Here is a 21,195-nt window from a genome sequence, read left to right on the forward strand (position 1 = left end):
TCATTATATAACACCTAAAAACAAGATGTTAATCATAATTAGACGCTTGGCTCAATCCATATTAATAATAACATTTGTACTGAGCACATCCATCACCTCGGCACAAAGCAGAAAAGCCTATAATGCCATTCACTCCGGTATTCCTTGGATGGACAATCAAGGCAAAACCCTGAGTGCCCATGGGGCAAACATCGTAAGGGAAAACGGTAAATATTATCTTTTTGGAGAATACAAAACTGATTCTGCTAATGTATTTAATGGCTTTTCTTGTTATTCGTCTACCGACTTATGTAACTGGAAATTTGAAAGCATGGCTCTTCCCGTGCAGCCAGCAGGCAAGTTAGGACCAAACAGGGTGGGTGAACGACCTAAAGTCATGAAATGCCCAACAGGCGAATACATTATGTATATGCATGTGGATACATTGGGGTATAAGGATCAATTTGTGGGTTACGCCACTTCTCCAAAAATTACCGGCCCTTACACTTTTCAAGGAGCTTTGCTTTTCGAAGGTAATCCTATTAGGCAATGGGATATGGGTGCGTTTCAGGATCGGGATGGATCCGGCTACGTGCTGATACACGGTGGCGAAATTTATAAGCTAGCAAACGATTATAAAAGTGTAAAAGAAAAGGTAAACGAAACCATGACGTCCGGATTCGAATCACCAGTTATCTTCCGCAAAGATAGTCTGTACTATTTTTTAGGTTCTAACTTAACGAGCTGGGAAAGAAATGACAACTATTACTTCACCGCTAAATCGCTACAAGGACCTTGGATAAAAAGAGGTCTATTAGCACCGGTAGGTTCCCTCACATGGAACTCGCAATGCACCTTTGTATTACCAATTGAAGGAACAAAAGACACTACTTATATGTATATGGGTGATCGTTGGTCTTTCCCCAAACAAAATTCTGCTGCTACCTATGTCTGGCAGCCGCTGATTGTTAATGGCACCTCCCTATCTATTCCGGTATACTTGGAAGCTTGGAATGTCGATGTTTCAACCGGAATGGCATCGCCAACGTTGTTGGAAGGTACAACTATCGAAAGTGCTAATATGCACAGAATAAAGTATTCGGGCAATTGGCAACAAGACACCCTGTCTTCACGAAGTTCTGATGTAAAAGGAGCTTCTTTCTCCATACAGTTCCAAGGTACGCAGGTTGGTTTTTATGGGATGGCACGCTCCAATGGAGGCTATGCGCTTGTAGAACTTCAAAACAGCAATGGACAAACCGTGTTTTCTTCTATCGTTGATATGTACTGCAAGTACCCCATTTCAACGCTCAAATTTCTGAGTCCTCGTCTTTCAAAGGATGATTATACCTTGACAGTTACCGTAATGGGCGAACGCGGCAACTGGTCAGACAAGCGAAAACGTCTTTACGGAAGTACAGGATACATGGTTTCACTGAATAAAATTGTAATTGATCAAAATGACCACTAATTGTAGCAAAGGCTTCGCTTTTTAACATACAGATGAAGGTGTTTATATTAAAAGAACCTTTTTGTTTTTCTTTTTTCCGCAAAAAAGAAACTAAAACCGACCGTAGGGAGCTCATGAGCGCCAAAAATGAACGGAACGCGAATAAACTCGCCACTTGGATCTCCTGCTGCAATGGTAGTGCATCAACCTGCAAAACCGCAGGATATCCGATGTGGCATTTCAAGTAGAACGGGGGGTTCCTGCGAATAACCAAAAAGGTATCGAGTGTCGGAAAAACGGCCTTGGGTTTATTCGCCCTTGTTTATTTTAAAAGGTGCTCATGAACTCATCACTACGTTCTTCGGTTTGTTCAACTTTTTGCCAAGAAACCTTCCGTAGGGAAGCTTGAATGCCTTTAAAAGTTAACAAATGATTAAAAAGGTTCCTTTTTTAGATTTTAAAAGCGAGATTTCTGCCAGTTGGAGCAATTTTATTGAAAATTAATCAATGTTTAATGTAACATTACTAAATAATGAATTTGAAAAAAAGTTTTTGTTTACTCATTCTCGTATTAACGATTTCCACCTGTGCCATAGCGCAAGACGATCTGTTTCCGTTCGTTACCAAAACAGACAAAGTATCGATTCTATACGATAAACAGGCTCCTAAACTAGATTCAATTATCGCGAATCTGCTTGCCGAAGATATCGAAAGAGTCACATCTTGCAAACCGCAGGTGTTTACCGAACTTTCCCAAGTAAGTGGAAACGTTATTGCTATAGGCAGTATACAATCTGCGATGATAAGAACAGTACTGCATAAAGACAATGACTTTACAGAAAAACTCAAGGGCAAATGGGAAAGCTTTGGATTAAATATCATAAATAAACCGACCAAAAACATATCGAAAGCACTGGTAATTGCGGGAAGCGATCCGCGCGGTACGGCATTTGGTGTATTTACGATCTCCGAGAAAATTGGCGTCTCCCCTTGGTACTGGTGGGCAGATGCGCCTGTAAAAAAGAGCAAAGAATTGATATTAAAACAGGAAAGTTACATTTCGAAATCACCTGCTGTTAAATACCGAGGAATCTTTATTAATGACGAGGACTGGGGATTACAACCTTGGGCTGCAAAAACTTTTGAGCCTGAAACCGGCGACATTGGCCCTAAAACCTATGCTAAGGTATTCGAATTATTATTACGGTTAAAAGCAAACCTTATATGGCCTGCTATGCACCCGAGTACGAAAGCCTTCTTTCATTACCCAGGTAATCGAAAAACGGCCGAAGACTATCAAATCGTGATCGGTTCCTCTCATGCTGAACCGATGCTCCGCAATAATGTAGATGAGTGGGACACAAAGGCGATGGGACACTTTAACTACCTTACTAACAAGAAGAGAATCCTTCAATATTGGGAAGGACGAATACAAGAAAGTAAAGGGATTGATGCTATTTATACACTAGGTATGCGTGGTATTCACGACGGCCAAATGGAGGGTGTGAGTGATTTGAAAGAGGCTGTCCCTTTGATACAAAGTATCATCCATGAGGAAAGAACCTTGCTTTCCAAGTATATTAATAAGGATGTAACAGCCGTACCGCAAGTTCTTACTCCCTATAAAGAAGTACTGGATATATATGACCATGGCTTAAAGGTGCCCGATGATGTAACTTTAGTATGGCCCGACGACAATTATGGCTATATTCATCGACTGAACAACGAACAGGAACGGAATCGTACAGGAGGTGCCGGCGTTTATTATCACGCCTCCTACTGGGGCCGTCCCCACGACTATCTATGGGTGCCATCAACGCATCCAGCCTTAATGGCTGAAGAGATGATCAAGGCATATGAAACGGGTGCCCGTACCTTATGGGTACTTAATGTAGGCGATATTAAACCGCAAGAATATAACATCCAACAATTTTTGGATATGGCATTTAACCCCGCTCCCTTTCAAGATGGCAAGTATACGCAACAACACTTATTGCACTGGACGCAAAGTATTTTCGGAGCGGAAAAAGCACCGTTAATTCAATCGATTCTTTGGAAGTACTATCAGCTAGCATTTGAGCGTCGTCCCGAGTTTATGGGATGGAGCCAGACGGAACCCAATACCGAGACTACTTATACCGATTTTAATCATTTTTACTACGGCGATGAAGCACAAAAGCGGATCGATCAGTACCAAGCATTGGAGTTAACAGTTGGTGATTTGCGTAAACAGATACCCCCTCACGACGCCGATGCTTTTTTTCAACTGGTATATTATCCGGTGATTGGCGCCTCACAGATTAATAAAAAGTTCTTGTACCGCGACAAAAGTTATTTCTACTCCAAACAAAATAGAATTAGCGCTTATGATTATGCCCGATTGGCAAAGAAGGCTTACGAACGAATCATTGCGGAAACAACAAATTACAACACAAAACTAGCCAAGGGGAAATGGAAACATATCATGTCTATGAAACCACGAGATTTGGCTGTATATCAAGAACCGGTTATAGCCCCTATTCATATCGATAGCGTCGACGTTTGGGATATAGCTCCTGAAGGTTTGGTGACAAAAGATTCTTCTTTATTAACGAATCAGCCTCGGCTATCTTTACCTCCCTTTGATGTGTTCAATAAGCAGCGGTATTTTGTTGATGTTTTCTTAAAAAAGAGCCAGCCTATGCAATGGAAAGCCTCCGTTTCGCACCCGTGGATTCGGTTATCAAAAATGAACGGACAGCTTTTTCCTGATTCGGGAAAAAGCCAAGTGCGTCTGTGGGTAGATATTGATTGGAAAAACATAAATAAAAAAGAAAGCGTACCCGGTAGCATTACGATCACGGGGGGCGGCAAGCAAATAGTGCTTTCATTATCAGCCAGTAATCCTGCCATACTACAGCTAGCTAACTATAAGGGCTTTGTTGAAAACAATGGTTTTGTTAGTATACACGCCAATCATTTTAATCGACAAAATAGTCAACAAGCAAAACAGTGGAAAGTGATCCCAGGCTTAGGGTATACGGAAAATGCCATCCAGGCCTTTCCCTTAACGGTGGAAGGAAATGTCACAACCGATCTCGATGCGATGAAGAAAAATGGTACGTTTGTCGCGTATGACTTTTACAATTTTACGGAGACCAATCCTTCCGTTACCATTTTTGCTTTACCTACACATCCCATCAACAATAACTATCAGGTCCGTTATGCCGTATCCATTGACGACGGCCCTTTAAAAATGGTCAATATCCGAACGGTCGGAAGAAGCGAGGAGTGGAAACAAAATGTCTTGCGAAACCGGGCCGAGCGAAAAATTGAGATGCCTTTTTTGAAAACCGGCAAACATCAGCTGAAAATTTTCTGTGTGGACCCAGGCGTTATTGTAGATGAAATCCGTATAGATTTAGGTGGCTTAAAGAAGGCTTACCGTACTCTTCCCGAAACATACATCAAAAAGTTATGAGCTTCCTGCCTAACAGAACATGACAGTGATAAGCTTTAAATCGCTTTTCTTTGAAGTGAGACCTATTGTTTCTTGTTGAATTGTTAACTAGTTGAGTTATTAATAGCAGCCCTGGCAGATGCAGTAATATAACATATATGGATTTGCTGTCGTGAAGGCACATAACGCAACGATTTGTTTGGAATGAAATAAATGAGTTATCTTAAATAGTATGGAAAAATTCTTTGTCTATCTTCTATGTTTACTGCCTATTTTCGTTTGCGCCGGCAATGACACGGAAACCGAAGTTACCTTAGATAAGCGAAAAATAAAGACTCCTTTTGGCGTTGTTTCTGTTGAAAGTCCGAATTTTAATAGCTGTGAGCGACTGCCAATCACCGATTACGGCGCGCTACAGGACAATCAGACAGCTACTTCAAAAGCCATTACAACTGCTATTGAAAAAGCCCATAAGCTTGGAGGCGGTATTGTAGTTATACCTGCCGGCGAATGGCTAACCGGGAAAATTCACCTGAAAAGCAATGTAAATCTTCACTTGGATAAAGGTGCTCTTCTTTTATTCTCGGAAAATCCTGCTGATTATTTACCCGCTGTTCATAGCTCTTGGGAAGGTATGGAATGTTATAATTATTCACCACTCATTTATGCCTATGAATGTAAAAATATAGCCATTACCGGCCAAGGTGAGATCAAAGCTAAAATGGATGTATGGGAGACGTGGTTTACACGACCCAAACCACATATGGAGAGCATTAAACGACTATATAATTTAGCCTCCGCTTATACTCCTGTGGAGCAAAGACAAATGGTGAATGACACCGCACACCTACGTCCACAGTTCATCCAGTTTAATCGAAGTGAAAACGTTCTATTGGAAGGGATTTCCATCACCAATAGTCCTTTTTGGACCATCCACACCTATCTATCGAAAAATATAATAATTCGTAACCTAAATGTATATGCACATGGTCATAATAATGACGGTGTAGATCCAGAGATGAGTCAAAATGTATTGATAGAAAATTGCGTATTTGACCAGGGCGACGATGCGATTGCTATAAAATCCGGCAGGAATCCCGAAGGTTGGCGACTGAAGACCCCGTCAAAGAATATTATAATCCGCAATTGCACGGTAAAAAACGGGCATCAACTGATCGCCATTGGCAGTGAGCTTTCCGGAGGTATTGAAAATGTATTCGTGGACAGTTGCGTAGTGATGGACGGGGCAAAATTAAACCATCTGCTCTTTATAAAAACCAATGAACGCATGGGTGGCTATGTCCGTAACATCTATGCCTCCAATCTTCAGGCGGGACGAATAGAGCTCGGCATATTAGGAATTGAGACGGATGTTTTGTATCAATGGAGAAATTTAGTACCCACTGTTGAACGTCGACTAACACCAATAAAAGACGTTTATTTAAACAACGTAACAGCTAAAAATGTGCAATTTGTTTCCAGGATATTGGGTCAAAAGGAACTTCCCATAGAAAACATTGTTTTAAAAAACGTCGAGGGGAAAACAGTAGAAGAAAAAAAACATATTCATGAAAATGTGTTAAACTTTCAACAGCAATAGTAAACCTTTATCAGGCATCCATTGAGGTGAACTGAACGTTAATGGATGCCTTTTATGTTTACGATTTTATTTAACCATCTGCACCGCACTGTCGTTAATTTCAAAGGGGTGCTGTTGTAACAAGCGATAGATCTCTGCACCCGCCAAGAGTACGGGACCATAGCCATGGGCAGCAAAATTGCTGATCGGACGATAATAGTAAAAGGCCGGATCGAAGCCCATCCCCGTTCCGACACATGTACCCTCTATCTGTCCTTGTTCCGTTACTTTTGTATTCACTGCATTCCAAGCAAGCAAAACCATGGGGCCATAAGCTTTCGCATCCAACCAACCTTTATTAATTGCTCTCGCAATACAGTAAGCATAGATGGCTGTTGCGGATGTTTCAAGGTACGAGTCATTACGATCCAGCAACTGATGCCAAAAGCCGGTTTTATCCTGCCTTTCGGCAAGCCCTACAGCATGTCGGCGAAGCTTTTCGAGCACTTCTGCTCTACCGGAATAATCAGCTGGCAATACGTCCAACAGTTCTACCTTTGTCATCAAAGCCCAACTATTTGCTCGGGCCCAATGAAACTGCGGATGCGGATCCATATCCTGCACCCAGCCGTGCATATATAGCCCTTTTTCCGCATTAAACATACGCTCGGCAAATTGCTTATACTGTTTCAGTGCCTCGTCGAAATAACTTTTGTCTCCTGTTAATTTACCCATTTGTGCCAGCGCAGGTAGACTCATATACAAATCATCCAACCACAGTGTGTTCGGTAACGGCCGATTGCGGGCCAAAGTCCCATCTTTCAATCGAAATTCCTTGTGTAAGATATAATTCAGGTAATGGTCTACCAAGGGACGTAGAAGAGCTGACTTAGCTCCTGCGTCCAAAGCTTTTATCATAGCGGCAGCCATGGACCCCGCATCATCTAAGGCATGCGGCTCCAGTACGCTCCGAACAGGGGTCGTAGCATTTTTATGCTGACGAAGATATTTTTTATATTGCTCGGCAACAGCACCAATGAAATCAAGCCGCTTTATCGTATAATCTTTATACTTTTGATCGCCCGTTGCCAAAGCCACTTCCAACATACCGGTATAAGTCACCCCCCACTCATAACTGATTAGTCTGAAATCGCCAGGTTGAAAGATACTGTTGTCATTTGCCTGCCCTAGGTCGATTACCTTATTGGTAGACTTATCAACTAAAGCTGCGGGGGTTGTGGTATTCAAATATCGGTATATCCGATCCAAAGTGTTTTTCACCCCTTCCGGTTTTGTTTCACCATAAGGTATATCATAGCCGGGCTTAAGAAGATGCAAAGGCGCCGAGGCATCATTTCCGCCCTTACTGATATATTGTGCACTTAAGGATAAGGAAGACATACAGTAAAACAGGCTTAGTGCACCCGATAATATGCCTGTTCGAAAAGGTTTCAATTTGAAGTTCATTACTAATTGGTTATATCAAATTTTAAGTTTCATTTAAATACAGGCACAAGATAATCATTCCGACAAAGCTAACTGTCAGGGACTGTCCTGACGACGAAAACGTCCTACTTTAAAACGACGAAGCTGCCCTTAAGCAGCCTCGCCGAACCAACATGAACTAGAACAATATGTATGTAAAAAAAGGTTTCTTACCAGCCAGGGTTCTGCATCGCTTGTTTTTCTTCTGAAGTCAAAGAGGCGCTGTTACGTTGCACCGCATCCAGAAAGCTCTGCGGGATAGGGCGTAACAAATGTTTCTCCCGCACATTTGGTGCCGCCTCCGGATTGAATTGTTGATCACGTTCCACTAACGTTTTGGTACGTGATAGATCTTCCCACCGATGGAATTCGCCAAGCAACTCCCTTGAGCGTTCATTCAATATAAAATGGATGAAACATTGCGCCATGGAATTAGCTGAAGGAGGATACATTTCAGCAGCGGCTTGTGTTGTCCCTGGTGTAAAAGCAGCCTCCGTTACGATCATTTCGTTTTTTGTTGAACTTACCGTACCGGCGGGTACATTTTCAGCGCGATAGTAAACCGGCGTACGATTTTCACCTTCATTAAATCCTGCTCGCTGTCTCAATATATTGATATAGCGTAAAGCGGAACCGTAATCACCCTTCCTGCCATATGCTTCTGCTACTATTAAATAGGTTTCGCCAATACGGGCGATCATACCATCCCGTGTTCCAAACTGACTGGCGACAGTTGTTCTGAAAGGATCAATATATTTAGATAAAGAAAGATACTGGCTAATCGTCCAGTTAGATTTAACTTCTCCGTTATCAAGGTAGTAACGAACAAAAAGAGTAGGTGCAGATTTATTGATGGTTTCGGCAGTAAAACGGTTATCATTGCTGCTATTAGCGATGTAAACTACCGCGGTATCACCAAGATTAAATTTAGCCTGTCCTATCAGGTTAGAACTCGGCGCATTAGCTTCAGTCCATTTAGGTAGCGTATTTGCATTATTGGCAAGGTACGCGAATTTAAAACTCTTATAAAATCGAGAATCAATCTTTCTATTAAAAACGTCAAGCGCGTAATCAGTGGGTCTTAATCGTTGAAATTCCCGACCATTCGCAATATCCCTTACCATACCTGGTAGTGTTTGATAAATCGAAAGAAAGTAAAGGTGCGTTTGATTACCGTAGCGTCCGGCCAAGGCATCTTGGTTATCAAACTGCGCTGCCAAAATAATTTCCGAATTCGTTTCATTTACGTCATTCACTTTGGTATAGCGAAATAAATCAGCATAATCGGAGGCTAATTGATAGGGAGAGTTATTTATAACCTGCTCTCCGTAATAGATGGCACTATCTAAGTCGGTCTGTTTACTAAAAGATGCGTTCAATTCGCTGGCTCGATAGAGGTATGCCTTAGCCACGCAGTGTTGTGCGGCAGCCTTTGTAATACGACCAACTTGTGCGGCCGTGCTAGGCAATAAATCCACAGCTCGTCTAAAATCACTTATTATCTGCGCATAAACTTGCTCTGCGGGTGCCCGGACAAAATCGGTTTGCAAACTTTCGGATGGTTCCAGTTTTAACGGAACACCGCCAAACTGTTTTACCAGCTTAAAATAGTCGAATGCCCGCATAAAATAACATTCGCCCAAGCGCGTATTCTTCTGCTCTCCGTCCGGATAAACACCGGGTATGTTTTTAATGCCGGTGTTGGCGGTATTAATATTAGCGTACATATTATCCCACACGTTAGCGAATTCCCCGACAGTCGGATCCAATACACTTGAATAAGTATTGAAATGTACTTTGTCCAAGCCGCCGCCATTCGTAAATTCGTCAACACCATAGTTAGTGGTCGTATAAGCCCATTCATAATTAAAATGAAAGCGCAATCCATCATACATACCAACCACCAAGCTTTCTAAACCCTCCACGGTTTGATAATGTTGATTAGTCAGTGTGGCTACGACCTCTTCTTCTAAAAATTTGGAGCAAGAACTGGGTAAGATCGTGCTTGCCAACAGCAAGCCTATATATATTTTGTTATTAAGAGTCTTCATAATTAGGTCTACTTAGAAGGTAACATTAAGTCCAAGAACAAAACTTCTTGATGAAATTGATGAATTGATATCAGGATCTATAAAACCGTTCCTTGCATAGATATACGGATTAATCATTTGCGCGTATAACTTTAAGTTGCTCATATGAAGCGTTTTTAACACGTTGGGCGCAAAATTATAACCTAAAGAAACATTCCTTAGTTTAATGAAAGATCCATTCTGGTAGTTCATAGACGAATAATGAATCGGCTGCCCACCATTACCATAATCTGCTCGCGGATAAGCGTTTGTAGGATTTTCCGGTGTCCAGTAATCTACTTTTCGTGACGCGTAGCGCCCTTGCATATCCACCGCTCCTCCTTCGATCAAGAAGCCCCATCTCGCATAAAAGAAAAAGGACAATTCCCAATTTTTATAATTTAAGGTATTGGTTATACCGGCAGTCCAGCGCGGAAATCTGCTACCCAACACCTTCCGGTCATTATTGTTATCAATAATATAATCGCCATTTAAATCCGCCACGCGGATATCGCCGGCCTTATAAGTTGCACCGTTTTCATTAAATTTTGCCATTTCCGCGGCGTCGGCAGTTTGCCAAATGCCTATTTTCTCATAATCATAGTAAACAAATAAAGGTTGTCCGATAAAGAAACTAGATGCCGGAAGATCGGATTCGCCATCGAGCAATTCGACAATTTCATCCTTATTAGTAGCTATATTAAAATCAGTTAACCATTTGAAATTAGGTCGATCAATATTCATGGAAGACAGCGTTAACTCAACACCACGATTTTTAGTTTTACCCACGTTGTAATACATGGTGGTAAATCCATTTACAGTTGGAATAGGACGATTCATTAATAGATCACTCGTTTTAGACATATAGAAATCCAATGAACCATTCAGCCGATTTTTGAATAAACCAAAGTCGACCGCCGCATTCCATTGCGTGGTGCGCTCCCATTTTAAATCGCGATTGGCCATGGTTCCGGGGTTAGCAGCTTTTGGGTCCGATGGAATGTATCCCATCTCTACCTGATTGCCAAATACAATGGGCATTTCAATTAACCCGCCCATCGTGGTATAGGGATCAATCGCGGAGTTTCCAGTAGTACCTACTCCTACGCGAAGCTTCAATAGATTGACCCATGAGCTGTTTTCAATAAAGCTTTCCTGTTCCATTCTCCAGGCCAATGCCGCTGCGGGGAAAGATTGCCACTTATTACCAGGTGCTAAAACAGAAGCTCCGTCCCATCGGTTAGAGGCTGTTAAAATATACTTATCGGCAAAGGTATAATTAACCCGAGCCATATAGGACATTAAGGTGTTTTTGGAATAACCCGAGCCCCAACCTTGCAATTCACCTCGAGCGGTTGAAGATAAATTATACCACAATTGGCTGTTATAAGGCAAATCGATAGCAGTCATGTCTGAACTTTCGGATCGATTCGATGTCATACTATGCAACAACGTAATGTCCAGATTATGCTTTTCAGCAAAGGTTTTGTTGTAATACAAGAGATTATCCCATGTCCAGGCGATATTTTGCGTCTTATTAAGACGCGCATAATTAGTCGACGTAGAAGCACCACCTCCTCTAAGTATAGAGCGGGCATCTTGGAACTGGCCATTACGGAAATTTCTAAAATCAGGCCCATAGTTCATACGATATTTCAAACCATCGAATAATTTGAGTTCTGCATAAAAACTTCCCAGGGCACGCAAAGCCGTTCGTTCATTAATTACATATTCATGTTCCAAAATAGGATTTACAATATTGATGTCGCCGCCCGGCAGGTAAATGTAGTTGCCCTGGTTATCATAAGGCACCGCATAGGGTAGCATACCTTGTGCCGCACCATAGATGGCATTAGCAGCCCGACTCCCGGATCCGGTATAGCCGTAGTTTTGAACAGACCATGTGCCATTAATCGACGCTCCCAGTGTAAACCAATTTGTTGGACGGAGCTCCAAACCCACTCTTCCGCTATAGCGTTTATAATCTTGCCCCTTATTAGTCCCTTTCTGATTAAGATATCCACCCGTAAAATTAGCAGTCATCTTATCAGATCCCATGGACACTCCCAGGGTGTGATCAGTTGTAAATCCTGTCTGCGTGACATAATCGGTCCAATCTGTGGTAGGAACCTGGCTTGCATCATACATGGGTACTTCATCAACGCCCCACTTCGCCTTCTCCTCAGCGGTAGTAGGCCGCATTTGAGCAATCAGATTATCCTTATCTACCCACGTATACCCCTTTGCAATGCTTTCCCAGGCATAGGGGTCAACGCCCAATATTCTTTTGTCCTGTACAGGATTTGGATACGGGGTAGTATAACCCGTTGTAGCATTGGTGGTAGAAACCGAACGAAAAGCATTACGTCGATATTCTGCATACTCACCCGCATTGAACATGGTGTTCAGATCGTTAATGCGTTCAAATGTATTGATAACGTTATAATTAATTTGTGCGGTCCCTTGCTTTCCTCTTTTTGTTGTGATCATAATGACACCATTTGCCGCTCGGGAACCGTAAACGGCTGTTGCGGAAGCGTCCTTTAGCACATCGATCGTTTCAATATCATGCGGGTTAATGGCATCAATCCCACCGGCTGATAACGGGATGCCATCTACCACATATAAAGGATTGTTAGTAGCCAGCAAAGACCGATTACCACGTACCCGGATACTTCCCATTTCACCAGGGCGCGCATTGGCAGTTACATCGACGCCCGCAATTCGTCCTTGCATGGCCTGCAAGGGATTTTGGACAGGTAGCTGCTCAATCTGTTTACTGCCTATACTAGCAACAGCACCGGTCAAATTTTCACGCTTGACGACGTTGTAGCCTACCACGGCAACTTCCTCCAGTTGTTGTAAGTTGCTCGCCATCACGACTTGCATGGTCGAATTAACAATAGCTTGTTGAACTTCGTCGTAGCCTACATACCTAAATATAAGGGTTTGACCACGTTCGGCTGAAATAACAAAATTTCCTTTGTCATCTGTCTTTGATTGGGTGGTACCTCCCTTTAAAAAGACACTTACTCCCGGCAGGGGCTCTCCACTTGAAGCATCCTTTACCTGCCCGGATATCGGGGTGCTTTGCCGGGCAAAACTTCGAGCAGTAATAAGCATTAAGAAAATGCCAAGCAACAGGGTTAACAAAGCATTCGGTTGCAATAGGTTTTTCTTCATTTGTTGATTAATTAGTAAAATAATTGGTTTTGGTGTGTCTCAATAAATGTTAGCGAGACATTTACTAACGAAAGAACAATATTTGTTGAGTTGGCGCAACCTGCCCCATCCTGTGTTTTTTTAACGATTATACGTGTAAATGGATCAAGAAAAAAAAGGAAACGTTTTAGCAGAGGAGCGCTTAAACACATAAAAAATCTACGCAAACGATTCCGGAGTTCACGATATAAGCATGCATAACAGTACAGGATGGATTTAAGCTTGGAAAATCTTTCTTTTGAAAGATAACCGATGGCTTTATAATCCTAAGATCGTAGCGTTGACCTGATCATGAATAAAAACACCTTGTTATTAATACGTCACTTAATTTTATTGACCATTTTAGTATTCAGCAGTACCGACATCGCATTATCGCAAACGGTGAAAGCTACTAGAAAGGACGAGTTATCTAAGATTCGCTTAAAACGTATCGGAGAGTTTGAGCAACCGGTCATTGGTCCAAACCACCCTGATGTTTTATCCAGTAAAAATCGGGCAGGCTTTGAAACAGGACAAGTGGTAAAAATCGATGGTACTTATCATATGTTTATTAATGAGATGTTTGAACGGCCACATCGGGATATGCGAATTGCTTATTGGACAAGTGGGGACGCTATTCATTGGAAACGCCAATCTACACTCGTCGAAAGTATTGCCGGACGGAGCCCATCCAATCCGCGATCAGAAGTATGGGTCACCGCGGTTGAATTTAACGAAGATGAAAATGCCTGGAACATTTTTTATGTAGCTTATCGCGCAGGCGATAAAACCAAAGACGAGATCGAGGGAAATGACTATGCGGGCCGGATTTGGCGAGCCAAATCAGTTATACCCGGCCGCAAAGGTATTGCCGGCCCTTATGCCGATATGGGTATCGTGCTACAACCGGATGAAAACTCGCAACCGTGGGAAGGTCAGCAGGCCGTAGCGACCTTTAATCCCTATAAAGTGGGTGATCGATGGTATGCTTTTTACGACGGGCACAATCATGTACCCCAAGGACCGTGGCCTACCGGTATGGCAACGGCAACCAAGCTGAGTGGGCCTTGGACAAGAATGCCGGAAGGACATAATCCGATCCCTTTAACGGAGATTTTTAACGAAAATGCTCAGGTTACTGAGTTGAAAGACGGACGTTATTTAACCGTTTTTGACTCATTTGGTGATCAAGAAATCGGCTACAGCCTTTCAAAGGATGGGATACATTGGAATCATGAGACACGCATCAAAGTACAATCTCAAAAGAATCTTTGGGGAGACCCGGGGGATCATGCCATGCGTACACCACTTTGCGCCATTGAAGAAGAAGACGGTACTTTTACGGTTATTTATACAGCGCTGACGTCCAAGAATGGTAAAAAGTTCTACGCTGTGGGCAAGTGCACACTTGGATGGGAATAAGACAAAAATTATTGTGTCATTTTTAGTATAAACCAGGAAAGCTCGTGATGTTCAAACCATTTTTAAGTATATCCCGAAAAGTAATTCTGTTGCTCGTAATGGCAGCTGCTTTTTTCAGTTTTCGTATAGAAAAACCGATAAAGGAAAAAGAAAATGAAAGAATTCACTGGCCCGAACTTAAACAAGAAGTAAAGCCATGGACGCGATGGTGGTGGTTCGGTAATGCCGTTACGGAAAAGGACTTAACGGCTGCCCTTGAAGCCTATAAAAAAGCAGGATTAGGTGGCGTGGAAATAACACCGATTTATGGTGTGCATGGAGCGGAAGACCAATTTATCAATTTTCTCTCACCCGCTTGGATGGACAAATTAAGCTACACTTTACAGGAAGCAAAAAGGCTGGGCTTAGGAGTCGATTTAGCCAACGCTTCCGGCTGGCCTTTCGGCGGTCCGTGGGTCGATGAAACAATCGCCTGTAAAAATATGGTTTCAAAAACATTTACTATTGAAGGCGGGCAAAAGGTAACGGAATCTATAAAATATGTACAGAAACCACTTGTACGTACTGCCGGTGATAAGAAGGTTGACATAAGGGAGCTAAAAGACCCCATCACCGCCAACAACAATCTACAAGCCTATGCTTTTGATCAGGTACGTTTTGAAAAAGAACTCCCACTCATTTCGGTAACTGCCAATAAAATAACTAGCCAAGGCTTTGATGAGGTTATTGATTTAACCGACAACGTGATAAATGGCAGGTTGGAGTGGACTGCTCCGAATGGCAAATGGCTAGTATGTGCTCTTTTTCAAGGCGACCATGGAAAAATGGTGGAACGTGCAGGACCAGGCGGCGAGGGCAACGTGATCGATCACTTTTCGGCAGAAGCACTTGAAAAATATCTGCTCCAATTTGACAAAGCCTTTAAAGGATATGATTTGAGTTACCTCCGTTATTTCTTTAATGATTCATATGAAGTAGACGATGCACAAGGACAGGCAAATTGGACACCCGACTTTTTTACAGCATTTAAAAAAATGCGAGGGTATGACCTCCGCCAACATATCCCGGCTTTGCTGGGAATTGACACCGAAGAGAAAAATAAAAGAATATTGTACGACTACCGACTTACTGTTAGTGATCTATTATTGGAAGTATACACCAAAAATTGGCAACGTTGGGCCGCTAAACAAGGAAAGGGGATCCGCAATCAAGCGCATGGCTCACCGGCTAATGTACTTGACTTATATGCAGCCAGTGACATTCCTGAAATTGAAGGTACAGATATCGTCAATCTCAAAAGTGCTCCGTCCGCAGGGCATGTGACAGGAAAGAACTTAATTTCTTCCGAATCGGCTACCTGGTTAAACGAGCATTTTGAATCGAACTTAGGAGATGTCAAAACAGCCATTGATAAATTGTGGCTTGCCGGTGTTAATCATGTATTTTATCATGGCACTGCCTATTCTCCTCAAGACGCTACATGGCCCGGATGGCTTTTTTACGCGGCCGTACATTTTACACCTAATAATAGCCTTTGGGATCATTTCGGTGCTTTTAATCAATATGTAGCAAGAGGACAGGCCTTCCTACAAGCCGGCAAACCCTCGAACGATATCTTACTTTATTTTGGTGTATCCGATCTTTGGTCTGAAACGGGCAAAAGTATGCTCCATCATTTTCATTCCAACCGCTTCTTTGATGAACTATCACTAAAAGCTTGCGGAACTTATTTAAGTGAGCACGGTTATAGTTGGGACGCCATTAGTGATAAGCAGTTATTGGATGTTGAGTACCAAAATACCGCTTTGCTTATTGGTGGCAATAGTTATAAAACCATTGTAGTGCCTGAAACACACCATATGCCTGTCGCGACTTTTGAAAAGCTAATGATGCTTGCGCAAAAGGGAGCAAGCATTGTGTTTCACAAAAACTTGCCAACTGACGTATCAGGTTTCGCCAATTTGACTGAAGCTAGGAAACGAATGCAGTTACTAAAAGAAAAGCTCGCTTTCACAGGAAATCAAGGCAGCCAAATAGCGAAATATGGAAAAGGCCAAATCGTCCTGAGCGAAGGGTTGGTTGACTTAAGCGTGCATACCGACGTTGTCCCGGAAAGGATATATGCCGTTGGACTCCAAAGAATCCGGAGGGTGAAAGAAGATGGTAACTATTATTATTTTATTCACAATCCATTGCAGTCGCCTTTTGAAGGTTGGATTACCTTAAATGCGGACTATCAGTCGGCTGCCTTATATAATTTGATGACAGGTATCGATGGTTACGCCAAGACACGTCGGCATGGGAATCAGGTAGAAATCTACCTTCAATTGAAACCAGCTGAATCGATCGTATTAGAAACTTTTAAAGGCAGCTACAAAGGCAACCATTACCCTTACTATGAAGTGAGTGGCGATGCGATTACACTCGCAAAAGACTGGCAAATAAACTTTATAAAAGGTGGTCCCACGCTTCCAAATATCCTATACACAAAAGAATTGCAATCGTGGACAGATTATGGAGAAGCTTATACAAGCTTTTCAGGAACCGCAACCTATAAAACAAAAATCCCGGCACTTCCTACTAAAGCTGATGCCTGGCGCTTGGATCTTGGCGAGGTACACGAAAGTGCTGCCGTATACTTAAATGGTAGATATCTAACAACGTTGTTCAGCACACCCTACAGTTTAGAAATTCCAAGTGATCAACTGAAAGGCAATGATGAATTGGAGATAAAGGTATCGAATCTTATGGCTAACCGAATTGCTGATCTCGATAAAAGGAACGTTCAGTGGCGAATTTTCTACAATACAAATTTTAACGCACGGAAGAAAAAAAATATGGGCGAAGATGGAAAATTTACAGCGAAAAATTGGACACCAAAACCATCCGGCCTTATAGGCGAGATTACTTTAACTCCATTAACTCTTTCCGGTAATTGACATTTGTTATCAGTACTCAGTACGACCGGAACAGGCATGCTTTTCTATATTCTTTTAAATTTTTTTCTGCTAAAACGTATTAACAATTCACTATATAAGGGTTAGCATAAAGAAAATGCACACGTATAGCACAAAATATCTCAAAAACAAACAAAAACCTATCACAAAAAACAGAAAAACACCCAAATTAAGTACCACAGACACTATAGAAGCACCAATCCAAACCACAATCGCACCTTCTCTCAATAACCCCACATTAAAATAAGGTTAAAATTAGATAAATTTAGGTTAAAATCCGATTAAAAACAGCTGACTCAGAACGATAAATTTGAGCTGTACTTTTTAAAAAAAATAAAAAGATCAACCCAATTCAACAAAAACTAAACACCATGAGAAAAAAGATCTTTACCTTTTTGGTTTTTTGCTTTTTCTTGTCTACTACTCTTTATGCGCAGACGCTTCTGCGAGGAAGGGTGGTAGACAGCGAACAAAAGCCAATCCCGGGAGTTTCCATTACATTAGCAAATGGAACAGGAACATCAACAGGACCTAATGGGGAATTTTCCGTTACTTATGACGGTCCAACTGTTTTAAACGTAACCGCCATCGGGTACGAAAAAAAGAAAATAACCATTGAAAAACAAACCACATTAGAAATCGTATTAAATGCTGACGAGCAAACATTAAATGAGGTGGTGGTCACTGCACTTGGTATTACCAGAGAGCGGAAGTCTCTAGGATACGCAGTTCAGGAAGTAAAGTCAGAAGATTTGACGAAATCCGGACAGCTAAGCGTTACAGGTGCACTTTCGGGCAAAGTAGCAGGTGTGCAAGTGAATCAATTCGGCGGAACGGTTGGTGCTTCTTCACGCATTTCAGTCCGTGGAAATTCGTCATTAAACAGTGATCAGCAGCCACTTATAGTAGTGGATGGGGTACCAATTAATGGTGATAGCCAGCGCTCGGGCGATAACACCTATAAAGGGGTTGACTACGGTTCGGGGTTGAATGATATCAATCCAGAGGATATTGAATCGATTAATGTTTTAAAAGGTGGATCAGCGGCCCTTTATGGTATGCGCGCAGGAAATGGTGTTATTTTAATCACCACCAAATCAGGCAAAAATGCCAACCATGGCGTGAGCATATCCTATGATGGTAATTTTACCCTTGATCGCGCGTACACCTACCCTAAGCTCCAGAATTTATATGGACAAGGGCATGATGGTGACGAGTACCATTACGGTCTAGACGAAGACGGTTTGAGCTATCAAGATTATGCCGCTCAAAAAAGCTTTAGATATGTAGATGGCACCGGAAATGATGAAAACAGTGTCAATGATGGCTTCGACGAATCTTGGGGCCCTCGTTTGGATATAGGCTTAAAGTTACCCCAATTTGACAGCCCGGTAATTGATGGGGTGCGCCAAGCAACCGATTGGATTTCACACCCAAATAATGTGAGGGAATTTTTACGCACCGGCTATTCAATGAATCATAACGTATCATTACTTTCTCGTACGGATAAATCAAGTACGCGCGTATCAATGTCGTACAGAAATCAACAAGGTACTGTTCCAAATACAGACCAACGGAGGTACAGTTTACAATTGAATAATAACATGAATATTAGTGACAAGGTTTCCTACGACGTGATGGGTAATTATTCAAGAACCGAAAGTGATAATTTGCTAAACCAAGGTTACGAAGGAAATAACCCAATCAATGGGTTCATTTGGTCTGGCCGCCAGGTTAATATGGCGAGCTTAAAAGCTAAGTGGGATCAGCGGGATGAGAAAGGCGATTATACCTATTATAACTGGAACCAAAGCTACCATATCAATCCCTTTTTTAATGTATATGAAAACACCAATAGCTTTCAACGGGATCGGTTCTTCGGAAAAACCTCCATGTATTATCAACCTTTTGAATTTTTAAAATTTGAAGGTAGAATGGGATTTGACTACTATGGGTCAAAAGCGTTGGAAAAGAATTACTACAACACCTCTTATCGGGAGGGCATGTTCAGAGACATCAAACAGGATAACACGGAGTTAAACCTGGATTTTATTGCATCTTTCAATAAACAACTAAACGATTTCAGCCTATTTGCCATGGCGGGAGTCAACTATCGAGATGCGAAATGGTCAAGAACAATGCAAGGCGCCGATGCGTTAACCGTATTGGGAGTCTATACTATTGCCAATAAAAAAGGAGACGCGATTACCGAAATGGATCATACACATATCCGATCGAATTCCGTGTATGGGTCTGCATCACTAGGCTGGAGAGAGCAATTGTACCTCGATGCTAGTTTGCGTAATGATTGGAGCTCAACCGTAAAAGACGACTTCTTTTATCCTTCACTTAGTTTAACTTGGCTGCCTACTACAAGCTTTCCTAGTCTAAGCGGAACAGTCCTGTCATTCTGGAAATTACGTGGCAGTTGGGCCGAGATTGGTGCAGGGACCTCAGCTTATCAGAATCAGCTGTATTACTATGCGCAAAACAATTCTTTTGACGGTGTAGCGCAAATGTATAAGAGTATGACTTATCCAAATAAGAACTTAAGACCTGAAAACACTATTACCTGGGAGGTAGGAACGGAATTAGGCTTTTTAAATAACCGCTTACACGCCGATTTCACTTACTACTACAAAAAAACCGTGGATCAGATTCTAAATGTGAATACGTCCAATGTAGTAGGCTTTAACCGCATGGTTTTAAATGCCGGTGAGATACAAAACAAAGGTGTTGAAATTATGGTGTATGGCGATATTATTAAAAAAGAGACCGGTTTAAATTGGCGAAGCACGGTTAATTTTGCTAAAAACCAAAGTAAGGTAATTGAGCTATATCCACAACTAGGCGTTAACGATTATCAGATTGGCTGGACTTGGGGGATTGCCACAATGGCTAGAGCCGGAGAGCCTTGGGGTATGTTGGTGGGTCCCGGATATGATCGTGTGGAGGATGGCCCCATGGCAGGTGCGATAAAAGTAACCTCTGATGGTTTGGTCAGAAGTAAAGCTAGTCAGAATTTGGGAAATATCAATCCTGATTTCCTGTTAAGCTGGCGTAATGATTTTACCATTAAAGACTTTTCTTTCGGGTTCATGTTAGATATGCGTAAGGGAGGGGATATTTGGTCGCAAACCATGGCGCATAGCTATGTAGCGGGAACTGCAGAAATTACCGCTGAAAATGGTGTGCGTGAAAGAGCCATTGTAGCTGGTGTAGATGTCATGCCTAACGAACGTTTTGCTATGCAAGCAGCGGACGGATCTTGGGTACAGAACACCATCGCTACGGATGCTCAAACATGGTATGAATCAGGGGGTATCGATCAAATGTATGTGTTCGACGGGTCTTTCTTGAAACTTCGTGAAGCTTCCATCACTTATACCGTTCCGCAAAAATACCTTCAGCGTTTTAAAGGCATTAAACGGGCGAATATTTCGCTTATCGGCTCTAATCTTGCCTTACTCTGGGTACATAAATCGAATACCATGCGTCTTGACCCTGAAACCGGAGGTGTGTCGAGCGATAGCCGCGGTGTAGGCTTTGAACAAGCGTCCGTACCTACATCCCGTAGTTTTGGATTGAAGTTAGGCGTTACATTTTAACAAAGA

Annotated in this window: 9 protein-coding genes; 6 read left to right on the forward strand and 3 right to left on the reverse strand. The window is 42.1% G+C overall.

The features are described 5' to 3' along the window. Positions 1–25: 25 nt before the first annotated feature. The 3 genes from ACH11B_RS02510 (at position 26) to ACH11B_RS02520 (ending at position 6,468) form a co-directional block, all read left to right on the forward strand. Positions 26–1,450, forward strand: coding sequence for a family 43 glycosylhydrolase (locus ACH11B_RS02510; protein WP_130858190.1), 1,425 nt, complete (start codon positions 26–28; stop codon positions 1,448–1,450). A 511-nt stretch (positions 1,451–1,961) separates the two neighbouring features. After that, positions 1,962–4,889, forward strand: a complete 2,928-nt coding sequence (locus ACH11B_RS02515; RefSeq protein WP_377613034.1) for a glycosyl hydrolase 115 family protein — start codon at positions 1,962–1,964, stop codon at positions 4,887–4,889. A gap of 211 nt (positions 4,890–5,100) precedes the next feature. Then, complete coding sequence (locus ACH11B_RS02520; RefSeq protein WP_130858192.1) at positions 5,101–6,468, forward strand: glycoside hydrolase family 28 protein; 1,368 nt, start codon at positions 5,101–5,103, stop codon at positions 6,466–6,468. Between the two features lie 66 nt (positions 6,469–6,534). Here the strand turns inward: ACH11B_RS02520 and ACH11B_RS02525 are convergent, their stop codons facing one another. From ACH11B_RS02525 to ACH11B_RS02535, 3 genes are all read right to left on the reverse strand, one after another. After that, positions 6,535–7,914 carry a glycoside hydrolase family 105 protein gene (locus ACH11B_RS02525; protein ID WP_377613036.1) on the reverse strand — a complete coding sequence of 460 codons (1,380 nt, stop codon included), beginning with the start codon at positions 7,912–7,914 and terminating at the stop codon, positions 6,535–6,537. A 188-nt stretch (positions 7,915–8,102) separates the two neighbouring features. Further along, a complete protein-coding gene (locus ACH11B_RS02530) occupies positions 8,103–9,983 on the reverse strand; it encodes a RagB/SusD family nutrient uptake outer membrane protein (protein ID WP_377613038.1) in 1,881 nt (626 codons plus the stop codon). A 12-nt stretch (positions 9,984–9,995) separates the two neighbouring features. Continuing rightward, a complete protein-coding gene (locus ACH11B_RS02535; protein WP_377613040.1) occupies positions 9,996–13,184 on the reverse strand; it encodes a SusC/RagA family TonB-linked outer membrane protein in 3,189 nt (1,062 codons plus the stop codon). 330 nt (positions 13,185–13,514) lie between these two features. Between ACH11B_RS02535 and ACH11B_RS02540 the strand changes: the two genes are divergently transcribed. The 3 genes from ACH11B_RS02540 to ACH11B_RS02550 all read left to right on the forward strand — a co-directional run bounded on the left by ACH11B_RS02540 (position 13,515) and on the right by ACH11B_RS02550 (position 21,189). Continuing rightward, positions 13,515–14,624, forward strand: a complete 1,110-nt coding sequence (locus tag ACH11B_RS02540; RefSeq protein WP_377613042.1) for a hypothetical protein — start codon at positions 13,515–13,517, stop codon at positions 14,622–14,624. A gap of 47 nt (positions 14,625–14,671) precedes the next feature. Beyond that, positions 14,672–17,563 (forward strand): glycosyl hydrolase, encoded by a 2,892-nt coding sequence (locus ACH11B_RS02545; RefSeq protein ID WP_377613044.1) that lies wholly within the window; start codon positions 14,672–14,674, stop codon positions 17,561–17,563. A gap of 389 nt (positions 17,564–17,952) precedes the next feature. Continuing rightward, complete coding sequence (locus ACH11B_RS02550) at positions 17,953–21,189, forward strand: SusC/RagA family TonB-linked outer membrane protein (RefSeq protein ID WP_377613046.1); 3,237 nt, start codon at positions 17,953–17,955, stop codon at positions 21,187–21,189. Positions 21,190–21,195 lie beyond the last annotated feature (6 nt).

It is taken from the genome of Olivibacter sp. EAT-5 (genome assembly GCF_044784325.1).
Lineage (GTDB): Bacteria > Bacteroidota > Bacteroidia > Sphingobacteriales > Sphingobacteriaceae > Olivibacter > Olivibacter oleidegradans.